This is a genomic window from Coprococcus sp. AF16-22 (assembly GCF_003461545.1).
Taxonomy (GTDB): domain Bacteria; phylum Bacillota; class Clostridia; order Lachnospirales; family Lachnospiraceae; genus Coprococcus; species Coprococcus aceti.
The window spans coordinates 178,395-199,031 of the sequence record NZ_QTXH01000002.1; the positions used below are offsets into that span (position 1 = coordinate 178,395).

Below are 20,637 nucleotides of genomic sequence, written 5' to 3' on the forward strand. Positions count from 1 at the left end.
AGCTCACATGCCATTTATTTACGCTCTGGTTGCCCTGTCTATGATCCCAGCAAGGGTATCTATGACCATAGCGGCATCCTGATCTTTGTATTTCAGAAAAGTATAAGCACAGCCTTGTACGAACATTGACACCTCAACATTCTTGGCAAGGTCATCCCTGAATTCTGGACGGACGTCATATATCTTCTCCTTGATGAGGGCGTCGAGCTTGTTGGTCAGGACTCCGTAGCTTCTATTGTCATCAGGAAAGAGTATGGAGAACAAATGTCCCTGATTGATAAATGCATTGCACAACTGTCTGCTTGCTTCTGCCGGATTAGTAAGCATATATTCGGGATTTGGAATGTCACCGATGAGGGACAGAAGAGCATCATTTTCGAGGTATTCCGACAGATCATATATATCCTGAAAATGCAGATAGAAGGTCTGCTTGCTGATATTGGCCTTTTCTGTGAGTTCCTTCACTGTGATCTTCTCCACAGGTTTGGTGGCACGCAGTTCGATAAATGCGCTGAATAAGCTGTTGCGTGTACGCTGAATCCTTCTGTCCATAAAAGCTCCTTTCTGATCATACAAAAGCTGTACGCGGGTAATGATTATAAATGGCTGTAAGCGCCCTGATGACGCTCTATGCATTATAATATAGAATACAACAAAAGAAAGATATAGTCAAAAAAACGTATATACATATTAAATCTAATTGTCAATAATTGTCTGGAGTAAATTATTTTACTTTTATCAAAAAACGAATATTCATATAGCGGATATGCAACGGTATACTGAAGGTAATTTACTACAGTCAAGAAATGACTGAGAGGGCTTGGATGATGGAACTTGAATACTAACTTTGTATGGAGGAAAAGTTATGGATTTGTATGAGTTTTATTCGGGAAGGTGCTTTGATGCCTACAATGAGCTCGGCGCACACGTTGTGAAGGAGAACGTGGGCAAGAGCAGGAGGAAAGCAGTGACAGGAGTGGACTTTGTGACGTATGCACCGAATGCGGAGTCGGTGACGGTTACAGGTGAGTTCAATTCATGGGGAGAGACTGCCATGGAGAGGTGTTACGATGGCAGCTTTTTCAAGTGTTTTGTGCCAGGGGCAAAGGCCGGACAGATGTATAAATATAAGATATACCAGAGAGATGGATATTGTGTGGATCACTGTGATCCGTATGGATTCGGCATGGAGCTGAGACCGGCATTTGCATCTATAATAAGAGATATGGATGAGTATACATTTGGCGATGCAAGATGGATGAGGACACGGAATGAGTGCAAGGGTGGTCCGCTCAATGTGTATGAGATGCACATGGGCTCATGGCACTGCAAGCCGGTGTATGATGAGAATGGAAAACAGCTGACACCGGAAGAAGTCATTGAGACTGACCGAGTTGCTGAGGGCTGGTATACATACAGAGAGATAGCACCGATGCTTGTGGAATATCTGAAAGAGCAGGGCTACAATTATGTGGAGTTTATGCCGCTTTCGGAGCATCCATGTGATGAGTCATGGGGCTACCAGAATACCGGATTCTTCAGTCCGACGGCTAGATACGGAACGGCGGATGACCTGAAGTTCCTCATCGACACGCTTCACAAGAACGGCATAGGTGCCATCATGGACTATGTGCCTGTGCATTTTGCACTGGATGGATATGGACTTGCAAAGTATGACGGAACCAATCTGTATGAGCATCCGACCGATGATGTGGGCTACAGCGAGTGGGGTAGTAAGAATTTCATCCATTCCAAGGGAGAAGTTCAGACATTTCTCAAGAGTGCGGCGAATTACTGGCTCACAGAGTATCATTTTGATGGCCTAAGAATGGATGCCATCAGCAGGATAATCTACTGGATGGGCGACGAGTCTAGAGGTGTAAATGACAGGGCGGTCGAGTTTATAAAGGGGCTTAACCAGGGACTTAAGGACAGACACCCGTCATGTATTCTCTGCGCCGAGGATTCCACGGACTACAAGGGAACCACCAAGGAAGTCGGATACGGCGGACTGGGATTTGACTACAAATGGGATATGGGTTGGATGAATGACACATTGAATTTCTTCAGAACTCTGCCGTTTTGCAGAGGCGACCAGTATCACAAGCTGACATTCTCCATGATGTATTTTTATAATGAGAGATACATGCTGCCACTCTCGCATGACGAGGTTGTACATGGCAAGGCAACCATAGCCCAGAAGATGGCGGGATCATATGAAGAGAAATTCCCAAATGCAAAGGCGCTCTACGCCTACATGTATGCGCATCCGGGCAAGAAGCTTAACTTCATGGGTAACGAGATAGCCCAGCTAAGAGAGTGGGACGAGAAGCGTGAGCAGGACTGGGATATACTGAAATACCCGAACCACGATTCATTTAACAGATTTATAAAAGATTTGAATAAGCTCTATCTGAAAGAGCCTGCGCTGTCAGGGTGGGACGACGACCCACACGGCTTTGACTGGATACTCTGTGGCAAAGAGCAGGATGTTGTATATATATTCCAGAGAGTTATTGAGGAAAATAAGATAGTAGTAGTCATGAACCTATCAGGAAATACATACAGGGATTATCATTTCAGATACGGCGAGGGCAATTCCATGAAAGTTCTCATGAACACGGACTGGAATAAATACGGTGGAAACACTAAAGACACCGTGAAGAGTATCAAGGGCGTATGCGGTGACTTCGGCTTTGATCTTCCGGCTCTGTCTGTAATGTATTTAAAGCCGGTGGATTAGTAAAAAGGAGAGATTATGATATTAGATGTAAGCAACCTTAGCCATGGATTTGGTGACAGGGCAATATTTGAAAATGTGTCATTCAGACTTCTGGCAGGTGAGCATATAGGGCTTGTCGGCGCAAATGGTGAAGGTAAATCAACCTTCATGAATATAGTGACGGGCAGTCTCATGCCGGATGAGGGTACAGTGACCTGGGCGAAGAATGTGAAGGTCGGATATCTGGATCAGCACACGGTCCTTGAGCCGGGCATGACCATAGGCGGAGTGCTGAGGGATGCGTTCTCCAGACTTTTCGATATGGAGAAGAGGATAAATGAGATATGTGACAAGCTGGCGGAGGTCACTGACGAGGATGAGATGAACACTCTTCTTGAGGAGATGGGACTTCTTCAGGATCTTCTGGACAGCCATGACTTCTATATAATAGATTCGAAGGTTGAGGAGGTTGCCAGAGCATTTGACCTGTTGCAGCTTGGACTGGACAAGGATGTAACTGAGCTGTCGGGCGGACAGAGAACCAAGGTTCTGCTGGCGAAGCTTCTGCTTGAAAAGCCGGAGATACTTCTGCTCGACGAGCCTACAAATTATCTTGATGCACACCATATAGAGTGGCTCAAGAGATACCTTCAGGAATACGAGAATGCGTTTATTCTTATATCCCATGACATTCCGTTCCTGAATTCAGTTGTAAATATCATATACCATATGGAGAATTGTCAGCTCAACAGATATGTCGGCGATTATGACAAGTTCCAGGAGGTGTATGCGGTGAAGAAATCCCAGCTTGAGGCTGCGTACAGAAAGCAGCAGCAGGAGATATCTGAGCTGAAGGATTTTGTGGCGAGAAATAAAGCCCGGGTTGCCACAAGAAATATGGCTATGTCCAGACAGAAGAAACTTGACAAGATGGATGTCATTCAGCTTGAGCGTGAGAAACCGAAGCCTGAGTTCAACTTCAAGGAAGCGAGAACCTCTGGTAAGGTCATATTCGAGACTGATGATCTGGTGATAGGTTACAGCAAGGACAAGCCGCTTTCCAAACCGATGAATCTCCGCATGGAGCGCGGTGACAAGATAGCCATCACAGGAACGAATGGTATAGGAAAGACGACATTCCTGAAGAGTGTGCTTGGACTTATCCCGGCTATATCCGGCAAGGCGCAGCTTGGCGACTATCTGCACATTGGATACTTTGAGCAGGAGGTCAAGCCGAGTGAGAATACATGCCTGCAGGAAATCTGGGAGGAATTCCCGGGATATACCCAGTATGAGGTACGTGCGGCTCTTGCCAAATGCGGACTTACCACCAAGCATATCGAGAGCAAGGTGAAGGTCCTCTCGGGTGGCGAGCAGGCGAAGGTGAGACTTTGCAAGTTAATCAACACTGATACAAATGTGCTTCTGCTTGACGAGCCGACAAACCATCTTGACGTTGATGCCAAGGATGAATTGAAGCGTGCTCTTTCCGAGTATAAGGGGTCTATACTTCTGGTATGTCATGAGCCTGAATTTTATGATGGTCTTGTGACAGACGTGTGGAATCTGGAGCAGTACACGCTGCTCCAGTGATCAGATATTATAAAATTGTCAGGTTCAAATAGATTTTTTGAACCTGGCAATTTTTTAGCGTAAATTTGACTAATCGCAATTCCTATATTATTCTATATAGGACAGTTTAATATGGTAAAGTGCTAAAGATAAATGCGCACTCAGCGCAGAAATAGATACATCTGCTCAAAAAGTACTGTGTAATCGTACGGATATAGACGCAGGTGAAAAATAATATTAGGATGGAGTTGTTAGATGAATATACTTGAAAGCTTAAAGGATAAATTACTTGTCGCAGACGGGGCATTTGGAACCTGTTATGTGGGAATGTACGGAGAGCAGGGAACTGTCGCTCCTGAGCTTGCAAACATGCGCCACCCGGAGCGGGTACTTGAAATCCATAAAGAGTATGTGAAGGCGGGAGCCGGGCTTATAAGGACAAATACATTTGCGGCAAATACAGCGAGCCTTGATGCTGACACGGATTATGTCATTTCAAATGTGCGTGCGGCGGTAAAGCTTGCGAAGCAGGCTGCGGACGGCGAAGCTGGAACGGATCACAAAAAGGTATACATTGCCGGAGATATAGGCCCAATACCTGCGGATGCCGGTCTTACACTGAATGAAAGGGTGTCACAGTACAAGCTGCTGGGTGAGGCGATGCAGGACATGGGAGTGGATATCATCTGGTTTGAGACATTTCCTGAGTTCAATGTGCTCGAGCCTGTGGTGAAGCACCTGAAGGCAAGAAAGGACACGCCGGTCATGGTGTCGTTCTGCGTGAACCAGTTTGGGTACAGCAACTGTGGATTTTCGGCAAGGGCATTGCTCTCCCAGGTGGCAGGAAATCAGGACGTGGACTGTGTTGGATTCAACTGCGGAGTTGGTCCGTACCATATGCTTCAGCTTCTGAAAAAGCTGGATATAGACTGCGGAAAGCCTGTATCAGTCATGCCGAATGCGGGATACCCGAAGTTTACACAGAGCAGACTGGTGTTCAATGACAACAAAGAGGGATTCATAGATAAGATCCAGGACATAGCGGCGCTTGGTGCAGATATCATAGGAGGATGCTGCGGAACAAATCCTGAATACATACATCAGATCATGGAGCGGGTGAAAACCGGAGATATTGCAAAGGCTGCCAAGGTTCATGTTGAAAAGGTACAGGCTGACAGTGCTGTAAAGGACAATTTCCTCAAAGGACGTCTGGAGCGTGGCGGGGCAGCCACAAAAAATGCCGACGGACACAAGCACAAGCTGATTGCTGTGGAGCTGGCACCTCCGGTGGATGTCAATGATCAGAAGCTGCTTGATGCAGCCCATATACTTAAGCAGTCACATGTGGATGTGGTGACATTCCCTGATTCGCCATCGGGAAGAACCAGAGCGGATTCCATACTCATGGCGGAGAAAGTGCATAAGGAGACAGGACTCAGGGTCATGCCGCATCTGTGCTGCCGTGATAAGAATGCCATAGCCATAAGGGGAAGCGTGCTCGGTGCACAGCTTAATGGCATAAAGGATTTCCTTGTCATAACAGGTGATCCGGTTCCGGTCATGTTCAGACAGACGACCAGGAGCGTGTTCAACTTTGATTCAGTCGGAATGATGAAGCTGCTGCAGTCTATGAACGAAGAGGTGTTCAGCGGGGATAAGATCACCTACGGCGGAGCGATCAACCAGAACAGACTTAACACAAAGTTTGAGATAGACAGAATAAAGAGAAAGATGGAAGCCGGGGCTGAATTCTTTCTGACACAGCCGGTGTTCTCCAGAGAGCAGGCACAGATCCTCAGAGACATGAAGGCTGAGACCGGCGCGACAATACTTGTGGGAATCATGCCGCTTGTCAGCAGGAGAAATGCCTTGTTCATGAAAAATGAGATGGCGGGCATAGAGATCCCGGACGAGATTATAGAGAGATACAGTGGAAATGCCACAAGGCAGGAAGGCGAGGAGTGCGGCATACAGATCGCCAGAGATATACTTGAGTACACTTCGGATTTTGCAGATGGATATTACTTCTCGTTCCCATTCAACAGAGTACATATGCTGGCACATATCGTTGACTAAAATGTGAGTCAAGGTTATTATGGAATAAGCGGTGTTGCCGGGGAAAACAGGGATTCTGGAGCAGCGCTATATAGGAGAGGCGCTGTTATATATACAGTAGATAAAATACAGGATGCGCGGGTGCGCAGAAAGGAACAGACATGGATTACAATAGTTTAAGTCTTAAGATGCATGAGGAGCACAAGGGTAAGGTAGAGGTAGTGTCCAAGGTGGCAGTGAAGAACAGAGACGATCTGAGCACAGCTTACACACCGGGCGTTGCAGAGCCTTGCAGAAAGATCCGTGACAATAAGGCTGACGTATACAAATATACATGCAAGGGCAACATGGTTGCCGTGGTATCAGACGGAACAGCGGTTCTCGGCCTGGGAGATATAGGACCTGAGGCAGCTATACCTGTAATGGAAGGAAAGTCCATACTCTTCAAGGAGTTCGGCGGAGTTGACGCATTCCCTATCTGCCTTGACACAAAGGATGTGGATGAGATTGTTGAGACAGTAAAGCGCATTGCACCTGTATTTGGCGGAATCAATCTGGAGGATATATCAGCTCCAAGATGCTTCGAGATAGAGAAAAGACTTAAGGAAGAACTTGACATTCCTGTATTCCATGACGATCAGCATGGTACAGCTATCGTTGTGTCAGCAGGACTCATCAATGCGTTAAAGCTTGTCGGCAAGCCGTTTGACGAGGCAAATGTGGTTATCAACGGAGCGGGTTCTGCAGGTATATCAATATGTAAGCTTCTGCTTCAGCTCGGTATAGGCAATGTGGTTCTTGTGGACAGGCAGGGTGCTCTGTGTCCTGGACAGGACTGGATGAATCCGGCACAGGCAGAGATGGCAGAGATTACAAACAAGGACAGACAGACAGGTTCTCTTGCTGAGATAATGAAGGGTAAGGATGTATTTGTCGGAGTTTCAGCTCCAAATATCGTGACAGCAGAGATGGTTGCATCTATGGCAGCAGATCCTATAGTATTTGCCATGGCAAACCCTACACCTGAGATCATGCCTGAGGAAGCGGCAAAGGGCGGAGTAAGAGTAATGGCGACGGGCCGTTCGGATTATCCAAACCAGATTAATAACGTTCTAGTATTCCCGGGAATATTCAGAGGTGCCTTGGACGCCAAGGCAACAGGCATAACTGAAGAGATGAAGATGGCAGCAGCCAAGGCTATCGCATCCATTGTAACAGATGATGAGCTCAAGGAGGATTACATCATTCCTGGAGCATTTGACGAGAGAGTTGCTAAGGTGGTTGCCAAGGCTGTAGCTGACGAGGCAATAAAGCTTGGAATTACAAAATAAGAATAAAAATAAAGTTTTTCAAAATATTTAGTAAATAAGTGTACTAAAAATCGCATCTTATGTGGAAAGTCCGCATGGGATGCGGTTTTTTATTTTGCGATTTTATTGTAAAGTAATATTGTTGTCCGCGGGGACGGATAGGGAGGAGAAAAAATTGAACAGTGTTATTATTGGGCAGAGAATAAAGGATGCCCGCAAGTCTATGAACCTCACACAGAAGGAGCTGGGGTATCTTATCTATGCAGATGGCAAATATATAAGCCGTCTTGAAAATGGCGGAAGTCTGCCGAGCCTGAAGCGGCTGGTGCTGTTGTCGAGGGTGCTTAACCGCACATGTGATTATTTCATATGGGATATCGATGTGATGGAGGAGGATGTGACTCCGAGGGAGGAAATCGTTATCCGGGATGAACAGGAGCGGAAGCTTCTGCAGCTTTGGAGGGAGATATGCTGAAGATTGCTGTGTACAGTGAGGAGAAAGTAATGAGCCCGTTGTTGCAGGAGTACATGGGTATATGGCAGAGAGATGCGGGATGTGTGTGCGCTGTGAGATATTATGACAATGTGCATGCGATCATGGTCGACATGGATCTTGAAGGAATTTACGATGTAGTGGTGGTGTATCGTTCCTGGGATGTGGCCGATGTCTTGAAAAAAGACCGCAGGGTAGGTAGTCTCGTGATGATAGCAGCAGGAATAAACCGGAGATTGTATGATATCCAACCGTGTTATATTCTGTATGAACCTGTTAATGCGGCAAATTTCAAAAAGGTGATGACGATGGCGGTTGAGGGGAGCCGGGATGAGAGAAGATTCACATTTGTATCCGGAAGGGTGAGATACAGTGTAGATACCCGGAGCATAATGTATTTTGAAAGCGAACTGCGTCGCATAAATCTGGTCACAACGGAACAAAAATATGTTTTTTATGGAAGTATTGGCGAGATGGAAAAACGCATGAAGGTGGGCTACGGGGGATTTATCAGACCACATGAATCCTATCTTGTAAATCCGGATCATGTGAGCAGATGCACGGCTCATGAAATGATACTGACAAATGGTAAAAGTATACACATCAGCGCAACAAGACGCGCTGATGTGAAAAGATACTACAGTGAACTGATCAATTGCTAGTTGTTAGAAGATCAAATATATCTGAGTAATTCTATGTTCAGTCTGCCCTTCCGGGTTGCGCTGCCTGTCTCGACAAATTCATATTTGCCATATCCACGTATTGAAAATACGTCGCCCGGTTTTAACTGGTAGCTGCTGTTTTCGTACAACCTGTTGTTTAGTGAAAATTTCTTTTCCCTGAACAACAGGGATGTGCTGCTTCTTGAAAGGCCTGTTATTGTGGCGGTCACTGCGTCCGCTCTTGCAGATGCTGCGATTATGTGCAGAGGTTCCTTTTTTATCTGTATCTCATAAGTATCCTGGGTGCTGCAAAAAGTACATTTTACATTTGTGTGCCTTATCTTTGTCAGATTTTCTGCGATATAATCGGCAACAGTGTCCACACAGAATATATAGGCATTGTTGTGCTTGCCAGAATGAGTGGATTCGGTGACCAGTATATCGCCCACCATCTCCCTCTCAATGCCAAGATTCATAAGTGCCCCAAGGAAATCCCTGTGGTTCAGATCGTCTGAGAATTTGTCCGAAACAGCGGAAACCTTCATGGTGCAGATGGGAAAAGCCGGTGCGTAGCCGCAGTCGGCTTCATTTCCAAAGGCGATCATAACGCGGTCGCAGGATTCCCTGCCTCCAAAGATGGTATATCCTGCAAATGACAACTGTTCAAGATTACTGTAAAATACTTCCATGTCTGCAGCACTCAGAAAATTAGTATATGTATATCTGTTCTGGCGGAAGGCGGCATTTGCCAGATCCTTTAACCGCCCCTTTAGAATATCGTTTTCATTCATAGCATGTCCTCCGAGATGATTGACTTCTTACTATTATATTACAACACTCCGATCTTCGCCAACAGTCAAACGAATTTGACAGCTTTGCACGATAATCTGAAATTTATTGTTGCGAAAAGTGATCATAATGAACAATAAACCGTTCAAACGTGAAAAAAACAATCATTTTGCATTCAAAAATCTTCTAAAAACTATTGAAATGCGCAACTGTTGATAAATTACCACAAAAAAAAGCCTTCGTTTTATAAATTTTTGCGTATTTACAATTTCAAAGTGTTTTGATAGTATATGGGCATAACAAGGAGATGAGTTGTGATCAACAAGCCTTCTGGTTATAAAAAAGACAATCACTTATATTTTGATAGACGGAGGGTTCCCTTAGCACGAAATTCGTAGAAATCCCTTTATACGATGTAATGTAACCCCATAACCCCAAACCCCAAAACATAGGAATCCTCCACTCCCCCCTTCTTAACAGCCTGTCGCATAAGCGACGGGCTGTTTTTATGTTCTGAAAAACAGGGGGGATTTAGAGTTTCATATTGGATGCGCTTATGGCGTTACCGAGTTCTGTGAGACTTTCCACGAAGGCTGCGTATTTGCATATGTCAGTCATCTTAGATTTTCTTTTGCTATTTCCGAGAATGCTATAGATATAATCTCTTGACTGTTCGATTATATATGTTGGCGTTGTGTCGTGCTCGTTGTTGAATAACATGGATTTGAAGTTCTGAAAAAAAGAATAAATTTCATAATCTATAGAATTGTCATTCCGCTGCATGTATTCGAGAAGCATATCGATATAGCGCAAAGCTGAGTGTACGTACAGGATAGAGTTTTCGTTTATGTACAGTACGGTTTCCGGCACAAAGAAAGATGGATGTGCGAAACCTTTTATGCTGTGCAGGGCTTCCATTTTCTGGGTGGCTGACTGGTTGAACGAGTAACGGTTTTTGTATTGTTCAATGATAGAGAGCGTGTCCGCTGAATTATTTTTTGCTATTACGCGCCGTCTCTCGTTGATGTACAGTTTTAACTCCAATAGAAGAAAATATATATCCGGGGATGAAAAACGCTGCGAGTTTTTGATATACGGAAATGAACCTGTCATTCTTCTGAAAAATGAGTCTGCTGTGGCATAATTGTTTATTATGCTGATGGCTGCATCTACATTGAAATTCTTGACAAATTCCCTGGTTGCGGGCTGATACACTGTCTCGTTGTCAATGCGGGATACATAGGAACTAAGAAAGATTATCTTCTCTTCTGCGGTGAGTTCGTATCCGTTGAGGTTACAATAATTGATGGCGGAACAGGGGGCATCGGTTTGTGTTTCGGCATTGTTTAAGTCTGTCATAATGATCTCCTTTGTTTTTGTATGGATAAAAATGTAGCACTTTAACGCGATAAGTGGTAGGATATTTATGGATACAAAATTGTACAATATGTATAAATGTATACAATGGAGGAGAGAGATGAATAGAAGGAGAACAAAAAAGGGGGCGTCGGATTCTACAGAAATGGTAGATACGATAGGCTTCAATATGCGGGATATCCGCAAAAACAGCAGATCTTCGAAGTATACGGTAAAGTATATGGTTGCGGAGATAAATGAGCTCCTGCCGGAGAATCATAAGATAACAGAAGGGATATATTACAAGTGGGAGAATGAGGAGAGGCTTCCGACAGCGCGGCACATTCCGGCTATAGCTAGTGTTCTCGGTGTGTCTGAGACTGCACTTTTTCACTGGCAGGGTATGAAGAATGGAACTGTCAACAGTAAATATAGTCAACTGGTTGAGAGCGTTAAAGCACTTGGAGATGACAAGACGGCTGATATAGCCTGGCTTGCATCGGGTTGGTCAGGTGACCTTAAAGCTCTGGTTGAATTTGACATGCTGTATGCAAGTCTGCCTGCGGAGGACAGACGGGATGTGGCATCTCTTGGAATAAGATTATATGATGTGTGCAGGAAAGAGGGCAGACTGAATCCGGATGTGCCATCTGTGGATTTCTCTTATTTGCAGCAGGCTCTCAGGGATCTGTGGGCATCAAAGTAAGATATAATTGCACAAATAAAAAAAATATCTTTGTCCTTTTTGACAAAATATCCAACTTGACATGGTAAAAATCAAAAAAATCTTGACTTGTGCACAAAAAAAGCTATGATAATATCAAGGGCAACCGATTGCGCATGGAGTGTTGCGCAAATGCGGTGATATGTGCTGAACAAAAGGAGACTTGAACATGGAGACAAAAGAGTCAGGCCAGAAGATGACCATTTCTGATGTGGCTGAGGCGTTAAATATATCTAAGACTACAGTATCGAGAGCGATTTCCGGAAAGGGAAGGATCGGTGCCGAGACAAGGCGGAGAGTTCTCGAGTATATAGAGGAGCATAATTATAAGCCAAGCGTTATAGCGAAGGGGCTGGCACAGTCAAAATCCTATAATATAGGATGGGTCATGCCGAGCGACTACAGCGTGGTGGATCTGCCGTTCTTTCAGAAGTGCCTGATGGGATTGCTGGAGATGGCTGCGCCAGTGGATTATGATGTGCTTGTGTGTACAGTGTCACCGGATGATATGAGCCAGCTGGAGAGAATTGTTGAGAATCATAAGGTGGATGGGGTTGTACTTGGAAGAACTCTTGTGAATGATGCCCCGGCAGAATATCTCAAGGAAAAAAAGATACCATTTGTTGTGGTTGGAAGTATGGATGATGACAATGTTGTCCAGGTTGATCATGATCACAGAAGTGCATGCCGTGAGCTTACATCTATACTGCTTGCCAAAGGAATGACTAAGGTAGCCCTCATGGGTGGCAATAAGAATCATGTGGTAACCCTCAACAGGTATAGAGGATATCTTGATGCGATGGAGGATATGGAGGTACCGGTAGATAACAGCCTGGTATACTTTGATATAGATAATTCCGTATTATGTGAACATGCCATTGAAGAGATAATGAAGCAGAAAGCAGAATGCATACTGTGTATGGATGATGGAATATGCCAGAATGTACTTAATATACTGGATAAGAAGGGCATAAAGGTGCCAACTGATGTGAGAGTTGCGTCATTCTACAACAGCTCACTTCTGAACAATTACCAGCCTGCGATCACATCGCTCCAGTTTGATCCGCGTGAGCTTGGAATGGTGGCATGTAAACTGCTGGTGGATTTTATAGAGGGCAACGAAGTTAAGAAGAAGACACATCTGGGTTATGAACTCAGATTAAAAGAGTCAACGAAGTAATTCATAGTTATATATCCTTCCTAGAGGGGCGTCAGTGTTTGGCTGACGCCCTGTTTTTATGTGAAAAGGGCCAGAATATGCGCAATATGCGCAAAAAATGATGCGCGACGGGCATGAAAATACACCATAGAATATTGCTGTTATAGCAATATTCTATGGTGTAACAAAGAGGAAAGTAATGAAAAAACGGCCTAAATGAGTGTAATAATGGCTAGAAAAGGAAATGAAACATGAAAATCTCACATATGGGATTGCGGATGATTAACAAATATTACCATATATAGTGTGCAACGCAAACGGGTGCGCAAAATATAACGAACATGGAAACGTTTCCGAATGAAGCGGCTTGTGCAAAATGTATATTTTTTTATTTTAAAAGTTATATGAATTAGTAGTTGACAACAATAAACAGAACTGATAATATATAACCATAAAGAACAACCGATTGCGCACGGGAAACAATAAGGGCAACTAATTTTCTTATTATTTATTTAAAGAGGAGGACATAAGAATGAGAAAGAAAGTTTTATCATTAACACTTGTTGCTGCGATGATGGCAGGATGCCTTGCGGGATGTGGCAACGCAGATTCAAAGGACGAAGGAACAACAGCAGCTGCTGGCGACAGCACAACACAGGCTGCAGCATCAGATGATGCGATTCAGAACTTAATTGATGCAACAACAGGAACTGTAGATCTTTCGGTATGGGCTTCTGAGGAAGATCAGGATCTCACAACACAGGTTATTGAAGAATTCAAGAAAAAGTATTCAGATGTTGACTTCAACATCACACTCGGAGCCGAGTCAGAGTCAAAGACAAAGGATGATATCCTGGTAGACGTTGAGGCTGCTCCTGATGTATTCGCATTTGCTGATGATCAGATCAATGAGCTGGTTAAGGCTGGAGCACTTCAGCCGGTACAGGCTACATATACTTTTGATGTTGCAAACGAGAATGTGGCAGCTTCTGTTGAGGCAGCTTCTGTTGATGGAACATTATATGCATATCCAATGACAGCAGATAACGGATACTTCATGTTCTATGATTCATCAGTATTCACAGAGGATGATGTTCAGTCACTGGATGCTATGATCGAGGCAGCAAAGAAGGCAAACAAGAAGATCGCTATGAACGTATCAGATGCCTGGTATGTATACTCATTCTTCCAGGGAGCAGGTCTTGACCTTACTCTTAACGATGACGGACTTACAAATACATGTACTTGGAATCAGGCAGGCGGTACAGACGTAGCTCAGGCAATCCTTGATCTCTTCAAGACTGGCGTATTTGTAGATATGGATGATCCTACACAGGCAACAGCAATCGCTGAGGGTACGATCTGTGCAGCAGTTAACGGAACATGGAGAGCAGCAGACGCTCAGGCAGCATGGGGCGAGAACTATGCAGCAGCTAAGCTCCCTACATACACAGTTGCAGGCAAGCAGGTTCAGATGGCTTCATTCTCAGGATGCAAGCTTGTAGGTGTAAACCCACATTCAAAGAACGTAGGCTGGTCAATGCTTCTTGCTGAGTATCTTACATCAGAGGATACACAGGTTACAAGATTTAAGCAGAGAGGCCTTGGTCCTTCAAACATCAACGCTTCAGAGTCAGAAGAAGTTAAGGCTGATCCAGCTATATCAGCTCTTGCAGCTCAGGCAGCATATGCAACACCACAGCGTGTAGGCGGCAACTACTGGACACCAGCTGAGACACTTGGTTCAATCCTTGCCCAGGGCAATCCAGACGGAACAGATCTTCAGAAGCTTCTCGACAACGCTGTAGAAGGAATTGAGGCACCTGTATCACAGGAGTAATTTTAAATAAGAAGTACTTTGAATAATATTTATAAGTTATAATGAGAATGCCTCATATGTCATTCGTGGCATATGGGGCATTTAAAAAAGAGAGGAGCTTTTTCATGAAGAAAATATCAGGATTCTTTAAAGCCATAGGAAGATATTTCAAGAATTTTGGTGTTGCTTTTGCAAAAGGTGATATATGGGTTAAGCTCTCAGCGGTTATCATGGGTGCAGGTTACTTCGCAAGAAAGCAGATCGTCAATGGTTTGATCATGCTCATCGTTGAGGCTGCGTTTGTGTTGATGTGCGTAGGCTATGCGGCACCAAACCTTGCCAAATTTGGAACTCTTGGAACTGTAAAGTTTGAGCAGGTATTTGATCCACTCACCATGCAGACAACCACTAATAATTACGACAATTCTTTCCAGATCCTTCTCAATTCGGTGGTTGCGTTGTTCATCATTCTTATATTCGTGCTTTTCTACATTCACAATATCAAGACAGTGTACAAGCTTCAGCAGATGAAGGAAAAAGGAAAACATATAAATACATTCAAGGAAGATATGAAGGCACTCTTCAACGAGAAGTTCCACATAACACTTCTCACACTTCCGACGATTGGTGTAGTCATAATGAATATTCTGCCGATACTTATTCTTATAGCGGTGGCATTTACCAATTATGACCAGCAGCACCTTCCACCAAACTCACTGTTTACATGGGTGGGCTTCAAGAACTTCGCAAGCCTGTTCTCAAACAGCATGACAGTCACATTTGGATATTCATTCAGAAAGGTTCTTGGCTGGACACTTGTATGGGCGGTCATGGCAACATTTACCACATTCATAGGCGGTATCCTTCTTGCCAAGGCGATCAATTCCAAGACAACCAAGCTGCCAAAGATGTGGAGAACACTTTTCATCATATCAATAGCAGTTCCGCAGTTCGTAACACTGCTTTTGGTTAGAAACTTCTTCGCTGATTCCGGTATTGTGAACACTATCTGCTCAAATATTGGTATCACAGACATGCTTAAGCATGTAGGACTTGTCGGTGAACATCTTACATATATACCGTTCCTGACTGATCCTCACTGGGCAAAGGTAATGATCATTCTCATCAATATCTGGGTCGGTGTTCCATACCAGATGCTGATCGCAACAGGTGTTCTGATGAATATACCTACAGATCAGATCGAGAGTGCAAAGATTGATGGAGCAACAAATTTCCAGGTGTTCTGGAAGATCACAATGCCATATATCCTGTTCATTCAGGGCCCGGCACTTATAACAGACTTTGTAAAGAATATCAACAACTTCAACGTAATCTACCTGCTCACACAGGATGTATTCGTCACACAGAATCAGGCGCTTGCCAATTCGCATGCAAAGGAAGTTGACCTTCTTGTTACATGGTTGTTCAGACTTACAAATGAATACTACGACTACAAGATGGCATCTGTTATCGGTATCATAGTATTTATCATATGTGCAGCATTTACACTTATATCATTCTCAAGAATGATCTCAGGAGATAAAGAGGAGGAGTACCAGTAATGAAGAAAACAATAGGTTCAATCGTTAAACATATCGTATTACTTGTCCTCGCAGTTATCTGGCTGGTTCCGATCATCTGGCTGGTTGTCACCTCATTCAGCGGATATAAGGGAATCAACACAGCGCATTTCTTCCCAACTAGCTGGTCTATGGACAACTTTGTTCAGCTGCTCACAAGACCTGACTCGGTTGTGCAGTATGTGTCATGGTTCAAGAATACACTTATCATTGCAGTATTTACATGTATCATCTCTACTATATTTGTAATTATGGTCAGCTATGCGATGAGTTGTATGAGATTCAACGGCAGAAAACAGATCATGAGTGCGTCGCTGATACTCAACATGTTCCCTGGCCCACTTCTCATGATAGCAATTTACTTTATCCTGAAGATGCTGGGACTTACAAACAGCCATTTCGGTATGATCATAGTTTACTCAGCGGGATCGGGACTTGGATTCCTCATCATGAAGGGATTCATGGACACAATACCAATGTCACTTAAGGAGGCTGCCAGACTTGAGGGCGCTTCGGAGGCAAAGATATTTACGAAGGTAATTCTTCCTCTGTGTAAGCCAATAGTAGTGTATCAGGTAATCAGTTCTTTCCTTATACCTTGGGGCGATTTTGTATTCGCAAAGCTTATGCTCAACTCAGGAGTTTCGAAGGACTGGACAGTAGCTATAGGTCTTTACAATATGCTTGAAAAATCACTGGTCAACAAATACTTCTCAGTATTCTGCGCCGGCGGTATCGTGGTAGCTATCCCTATCTCAATACTGTTCGTCATCATGCAGAAGTACTATGTAGAGGGTGTAACTGGCGGTTCTGTAAAGGGTTAAGGCGGACGGTCTGAGAGAAATGAGAAAATTTATTTTGGGCAGGTGTCTGCGTACCGGATGGACCACATATGGATGGTGGTGTGGATGCCTGCTATAATTAGCCCTAAAATAGGGCAGACAGGATGAAAAATGAGGATATTGTCGCTTATTTGGGGACAATTATCTTTAGATCAAAAGGTTACAACATATACGAAATAGGAGATTTAAGATATGGAGAATACATTTATTGTAAACATTATCCATCGTCCTGAGATGGTTCCTGAGTATGCCGAGAAGGTTACAGGCCATGGTCAGGCAGAGGATATCGGAAGAAAAGCTCTCCTCACAGAGTCACTGGACATATTCAAGTTCCAGCAGGAGACAGCTCACAAGAACGGACTCAAGACTACTATTCAGATGACATATGCCAGTCTTTTCAATGAGGAGGCTGTATCACTCGCCAAGGAGCATCATGAGAAGTATGGAGATGAGATAGCGCTCTCACTTCTCGGACTTCCTTGCACAGAGTTCAGAGAGAAGTACAAGACCAAGGACTTCTGTATCTGGATGTTCTCAATGGAGGACAAGAAGAATATCGTCGATGACGTATTTGGAAAGTTCCATGATATATTTGGCTTTTATCCAGTGTCTACAGGTTCATACTACATGGACGCAGAGCTCACAAACTACATTAAGGAGAAGTACCCATCAGTTAAGTGTGCAGTTGCAACATGCTGGGAGGAGGGCCCTAAGGCTTACCACACATGTAACAACTCATGGTACACACTGTTTGATGGCGGCCCATGGAATCCATGGATACCTTCAAAGCAGAACACACATGCACCTGCAGCAAATGAGGCTGAGGACAGCGGAATCGTCGCTATCCCTCATCTTTCAAGAGATCTGCTGGCATGTTACGATGGAAATGGTTCTAACTTTGGTACACATCCACAGAACGTTCTCCGTGGAATGATCTATGACAGCAAGACATGGGAGTACCCATATCTGTACAACCTTATCGACCAGTATCGTCATCTGGCTAAGTTCAACAATGGATATTCATACAACATGATGTTCGTTGGACCGGGCTGGCTGAATAAGATGGGACGCTGGGAGGCTCCATACGAGCTGCTCAAGAAGAGCTACGAGGATGGAATGAAGTATTATGGCGACCTGAAGAAGGAAGGCAAATGTATCGACATGACAATGGCTGAATTTGCTGACTTCTACAGAGAGAACAAGACATACGAGGAGCCTGAGTGTGCTCTTTGGAAGGATATACTGTACGGATCAGACAAGCAGATATTCTGGTACTGCGATCCATACATGAGAGCCCAGATCAACATGGATCAGGGCGGTGCGATCGTTGACCTCAGACCATACGCTGCAAAGCTCAACTGGCCTGTAGGTATCGGAACTCCACATGTTCAGGATGCTTCATATCCATTCCTGATCCAGGAGAAGTACAGAGCAGGATATTTCACACACTATGCTGGAGAGGGTACTGTAAGAAGTGCCAAGATCAGCTACAAGGGTGAGGAGGTCGACCTCTGTCTGTGCAGAACAAAGGCAACATTCTCGCAGGAGGGAAGCACAAGAATCCTTACACTTGACCCGGTTGACATCGAGTTCTACGATCTGACAGTTAAACTTCAGACAAAGATATATTTTGAGGAGGGTTCATCCAAGATAAGACATGAGAGAACTATCCTCGAGATGAGCAACCCTGATGCAGAGGTTGAGATCAATGAGTACATGGTGGCATGCTACGGTACAACAGAGTACCCAGAGGACATGACAGGAATCACTCTCACAGCAAAGAATGCTTCAGAGAGCAAGTCACTCACATATGAGTACAAGTGCAGAGAAGAGGATCTCGCAAGCGCCGATGAGGTGTCAGCAGTTATACCTGCGATCGAGACAAAGGCTGCCATGGGAGCATCTGGCAGCGATGCAACAGGATATTTCAAAGAGGGATATGCGTTCTCGCCAATGTTCACTCTTGGTTATACAAAGACACTTAAGGATAAGGAGGTATTTTCAACATGGCTCAGTCTGGAAAAGGCAAATTAAATTACAGATGTCCAATGTGTTTTATGAGAGATCTGGATATAGATATGTTCTATGATAAGGACAAGAAGGAATACTACTGTATCCGTTGTCAGTATGTTGGACCAGAGGAGGACGTTCTGGCAAAGAACGAGCTCATCAGAATAAAATATGGAAGAATGTATGACAGGATTACATTTGACGACTAGGTGACAGATGTCATCTTGATAGAAGGCCGCCGACAGATGAAGATGAACTGGTACATCAGGGGTATGCAGAACATTTTTCTTCGGCGGCTGTTCTTGGTTATAACAGGCAGTAAAATAAATGCAGGTGAAGGAGACAAAAATATGGCAGATTATATAAAGGGCGTGGATCTCTCCGTTGTTGCCGAGGTTGAAGAGCTGGGTGCGAAATATTATGACAATGGTGTGCAGGGAGATATATTTGACATACTTAAGAACTATGGTGTGAATTCTGTGAGACTTCGTCTGTGGAATGATCCGTACACGGAGGACGGCGTACCTTATGGTGCGGGCACAAATGACCTTGAGGTATACAAGAAACTCTCGAAGCGCGCTATGGATCATGGAATGAGCATTCTGCTTGATTATCACTATAGTGATTTCTGGGCTGACCCGGGCAAGCAGAGGGTGCCAAAGGCGTGGAGAGGCATGGATGCGGATCAGCTTGAGCAGGCTGTGTACGACTACACAAGGGAGACTCTTTTAGAGATGAAAGATGCGGGCGTTTTACCTCAGCTTGTTCAGGTTGGAAACGAGCTTACAAACGGACTGATGTGGCCGCTGGGACAGAAGCCGGAGTATGACAATATCGCGAAGTTTGTGAGCGCAGGAATAAGGGCGGTCAGATCGGTTGACTCTGATATTCCGGTCATGATACATCTCGACAATGGCGGCAACAATCCTATGTATGTGGACTGGTTTGATAACTACATGGAAAGAGGAGAAAATTTTGATATAATTGGAATGTCGTATTATCCGTTCTGGCATGGAACCATGAAGGAGCTGGAGGCAAATATGCGGGATATGGCGGATAGATATGGCAAAAAGATAGTTATTGCTGAGGTTTCCATGGGATTTACCATGGAAGACTATGCTGACTATGAGAAACTGGGGCCTGACGATAGAAAGGGCTATGCCACAAAACCTTCACTGGTGGAGAATCTTGACTACCCTATGACACCTGAGGGACAGGCGGAATTTATGAACGACATAATGAAACTGATAGATGATGTTCCCGGTGGTGATGGCTTTTATTATTGGGAGGCAGGCTGGATACCAGTACCGGGAAGCGGCTGGGCTACGGAAGGTGCTCTGTCATATATAGAGGAGTCTGGACCATGCGGAAATGAATGGGCAAATCAGGCACTTTTTGATTATGACGGACATGCTCTGCCGGCACTTAAGACTATACGTGATTACAAGCCGCTGCACAGCGACTATCCACTTAAGTGAATTATGGGGACGGAGGTGTCTGTCCCCTCCGTCCCCGTGGTTTCTGATAGTAAAGTACATATTTTT

General features: G+C 44.4%; 17 protein-coding genes. 14 read left to right on the plus strand and 3 right to left on the minus strand.

The window, feature by feature from the left end; all coding sequences use genetic code 11:
- Window positions 1-18: 18 nt before the first annotated feature.
- The gene (locus tag DWW60_RS03510) at window positions 19-552 is read right to left on the minus strand and encodes a TetR/AcrR family transcriptional regulator (RefSeq protein WP_022215975.1); all 534 of its coding nucleotides are present in this window, start codon (window positions 550-552) and stop codon (window positions 19-21) included.
- A gap of 313 nt (window positions 553-865) precedes the next feature.
- Here DWW60_RS03510 and glgB point away from each other — a divergent pair, with 313 nt between their 5' ends.
- From glgB to DWW60_RS03540, 6 genes are all read left to right on the plus strand, one after another.
- Entirely contained in the window at window positions 866-2,743 is a 1,878-nt protein-coding gene (gene glgB, locus DWW60_RS03515) for a 1,4-alpha-glucan branching protein GlgB (RefSeq protein WP_015534541.1), read from the plus strand.
- 12 nt (window positions 2,744-2,755) lie between these two features.
- On the plus strand, window positions 2,756-4,315 hold the full coding sequence (locus DWW60_RS03520) for an ABC-F family ATP-binding cassette domain-containing protein (protein ID WP_055272064.1): 1,560 nt from the start codon (window positions 2,756-2,758) through the stop codon (window positions 4,313-4,315).
- A gap of 234 nt (window positions 4,316-4,549) precedes the next feature.
- A complete protein-coding gene (locus tag DWW60_RS03525) occupies window positions 4,550-6,370 on the plus strand; it encodes a bifunctional homocysteine S-methyltransferase/methylenetetrahydrofolate reductase (RefSeq protein WP_117874383.1) in 1,821 nt (606 codons plus the stop codon).
- A 140-nt stretch (window positions 6,371-6,510) separates the two neighbouring features.
- On the plus strand, window positions 6,511-7,680 hold the full coding sequence (locus tag DWW60_RS03530; RefSeq protein ID WP_022215972.1) for an NAD(P)-dependent malic enzyme: 1,170 nt from the start codon (window positions 6,511-6,513) through the stop codon (window positions 7,678-7,680).
- Window positions 7,681-7,834: 154 nt separating this feature from the next.
- Window positions 7,835-8,134: a helix-turn-helix domain-containing protein gene (locus DWW60_RS03535; RefSeq protein WP_022215971.1), complete on the plus strand. Its 300-nt coding sequence runs from the start codon at window positions 7,835-7,837 to the stop codon at window positions 8,132-8,134.
- Window positions 8,128-8,814 carry a LytTR family transcriptional regulator DNA-binding domain-containing protein gene (locus tag DWW60_RS03540; protein ID WP_055272066.1) on the plus strand — a complete coding sequence of 229 codons (687 nt, stop codon included), beginning with the start codon at window positions 8,128-8,130 and terminating at the stop codon, window positions 8,812-8,814. The genes DWW60_RS03535 and DWW60_RS03540 overlap by 7 nt, the downstream gene beginning before the upstream one ends.
- An 11-nt stretch (window positions 8,815-8,825) precedes the next feature.
- Here the strand turns inward: DWW60_RS03540 and DWW60_RS03545 are convergent, their stop codons facing one another.
- Together DWW60_RS03545 and DWW60_RS03550 are read right to left on the minus strand one after the other, a co-directional pair.
- Entirely contained in the window at window positions 8,826-9,605 is a 780-nt protein-coding gene (locus tag DWW60_RS03545; protein WP_117874384.1) for a YlmH/Sll1252 family protein, read from the minus strand.
- 529 nt (window positions 9,606-10,134) lie between these two features.
- Window positions 10,135-10,962: a hypothetical protein gene (locus DWW60_RS03550; protein ID WP_117874385.1), complete on the minus strand. Its 828-nt coding sequence runs from the start codon at window positions 10,960-10,962 to the stop codon at window positions 10,135-10,137.
- Window positions 10,963-11,080: 118 nt separating this feature from the next.
- Between DWW60_RS03550 and DWW60_RS03555 the strand changes: the two genes are divergently transcribed.
- The 8 genes from DWW60_RS03555 to DWW60_RS03590 all read left to right on the plus strand — a co-directional run bounded on the left by DWW60_RS03555 (window position 11,081) and on the right by DWW60_RS03590 (window position 20,571).
- Window positions 11,081-11,665, plus strand: coding sequence for a transcriptional regulator (locus DWW60_RS03555; protein WP_022217056.1), 585 nt, complete (start codon window positions 11,081-11,083; stop codon window positions 11,663-11,665).
- 187 nt (window positions 11,666-11,852) lie between these two features.
- A complete protein-coding gene (locus DWW60_RS03560) occupies window positions 11,853-12,863 on the plus strand; it encodes a LacI family DNA-binding transcriptional regulator (protein ID WP_022217055.1) in 1,011 nt (336 codons plus the stop codon).
- A 511-nt stretch (window positions 12,864-13,374) separates the two neighbouring features.
- Window positions 13,375-14,682 (plus strand): extracellular solute-binding protein, encoded by a 1,308-nt coding sequence (locus tag DWW60_RS03565; protein WP_022217054.1) that lies wholly within the window; start codon window positions 13,375-13,377, stop codon window positions 14,680-14,682.
- 104 nt (window positions 14,683-14,786) lie between these two features.
- Window positions 14,787-16,223 carry a carbohydrate ABC transporter permease gene (locus DWW60_RS03570; protein WP_117874454.1) on the plus strand — a complete coding sequence of 479 codons (1,437 nt, stop codon included), beginning with the start codon at window positions 14,787-14,789 and terminating at the stop codon, window positions 16,221-16,223.
- Window positions 16,223-17,065, plus strand: a complete 843-nt coding sequence (locus tag DWW60_RS03575; RefSeq protein WP_022217052.1) for a sugar ABC transporter permease — start codon at window positions 16,223-16,225, stop codon at window positions 17,063-17,065. The genes DWW60_RS03570 and DWW60_RS03575 overlap by 1 nt, the downstream gene beginning before the upstream one ends.
- Window positions 17,066-17,275: 210 nt before the next feature.
- On the plus strand, window positions 17,276-19,117 hold the full coding sequence (locus tag DWW60_RS03580; protein ID WP_055222261.1) for a hypothetical protein: 1,842 nt from the start codon (window positions 17,276-17,278) through the stop codon (window positions 19,115-19,117).
- A complete protein-coding gene (locus tag DWW60_RS03585; protein WP_015534553.1) occupies window positions 19,090-19,302 on the plus strand; it encodes a hypothetical protein in 213 nt (70 codons plus the stop codon). The genes DWW60_RS03580 and DWW60_RS03585 overlap by 28 nt, the downstream gene beginning before the upstream one ends.
- 141 nt (window positions 19,303-19,443) lie before the next feature.
- On the plus strand, window positions 19,444-20,571 hold the full coding sequence (locus DWW60_RS03590; RefSeq protein WP_117874455.1) for a glycoside hydrolase family 53 protein: 1,128 nt from the start codon (window positions 19,444-19,446) through the stop codon (window positions 20,569-20,571).
- Window positions 20,572-20,637 lie beyond the last annotated feature (66 nt).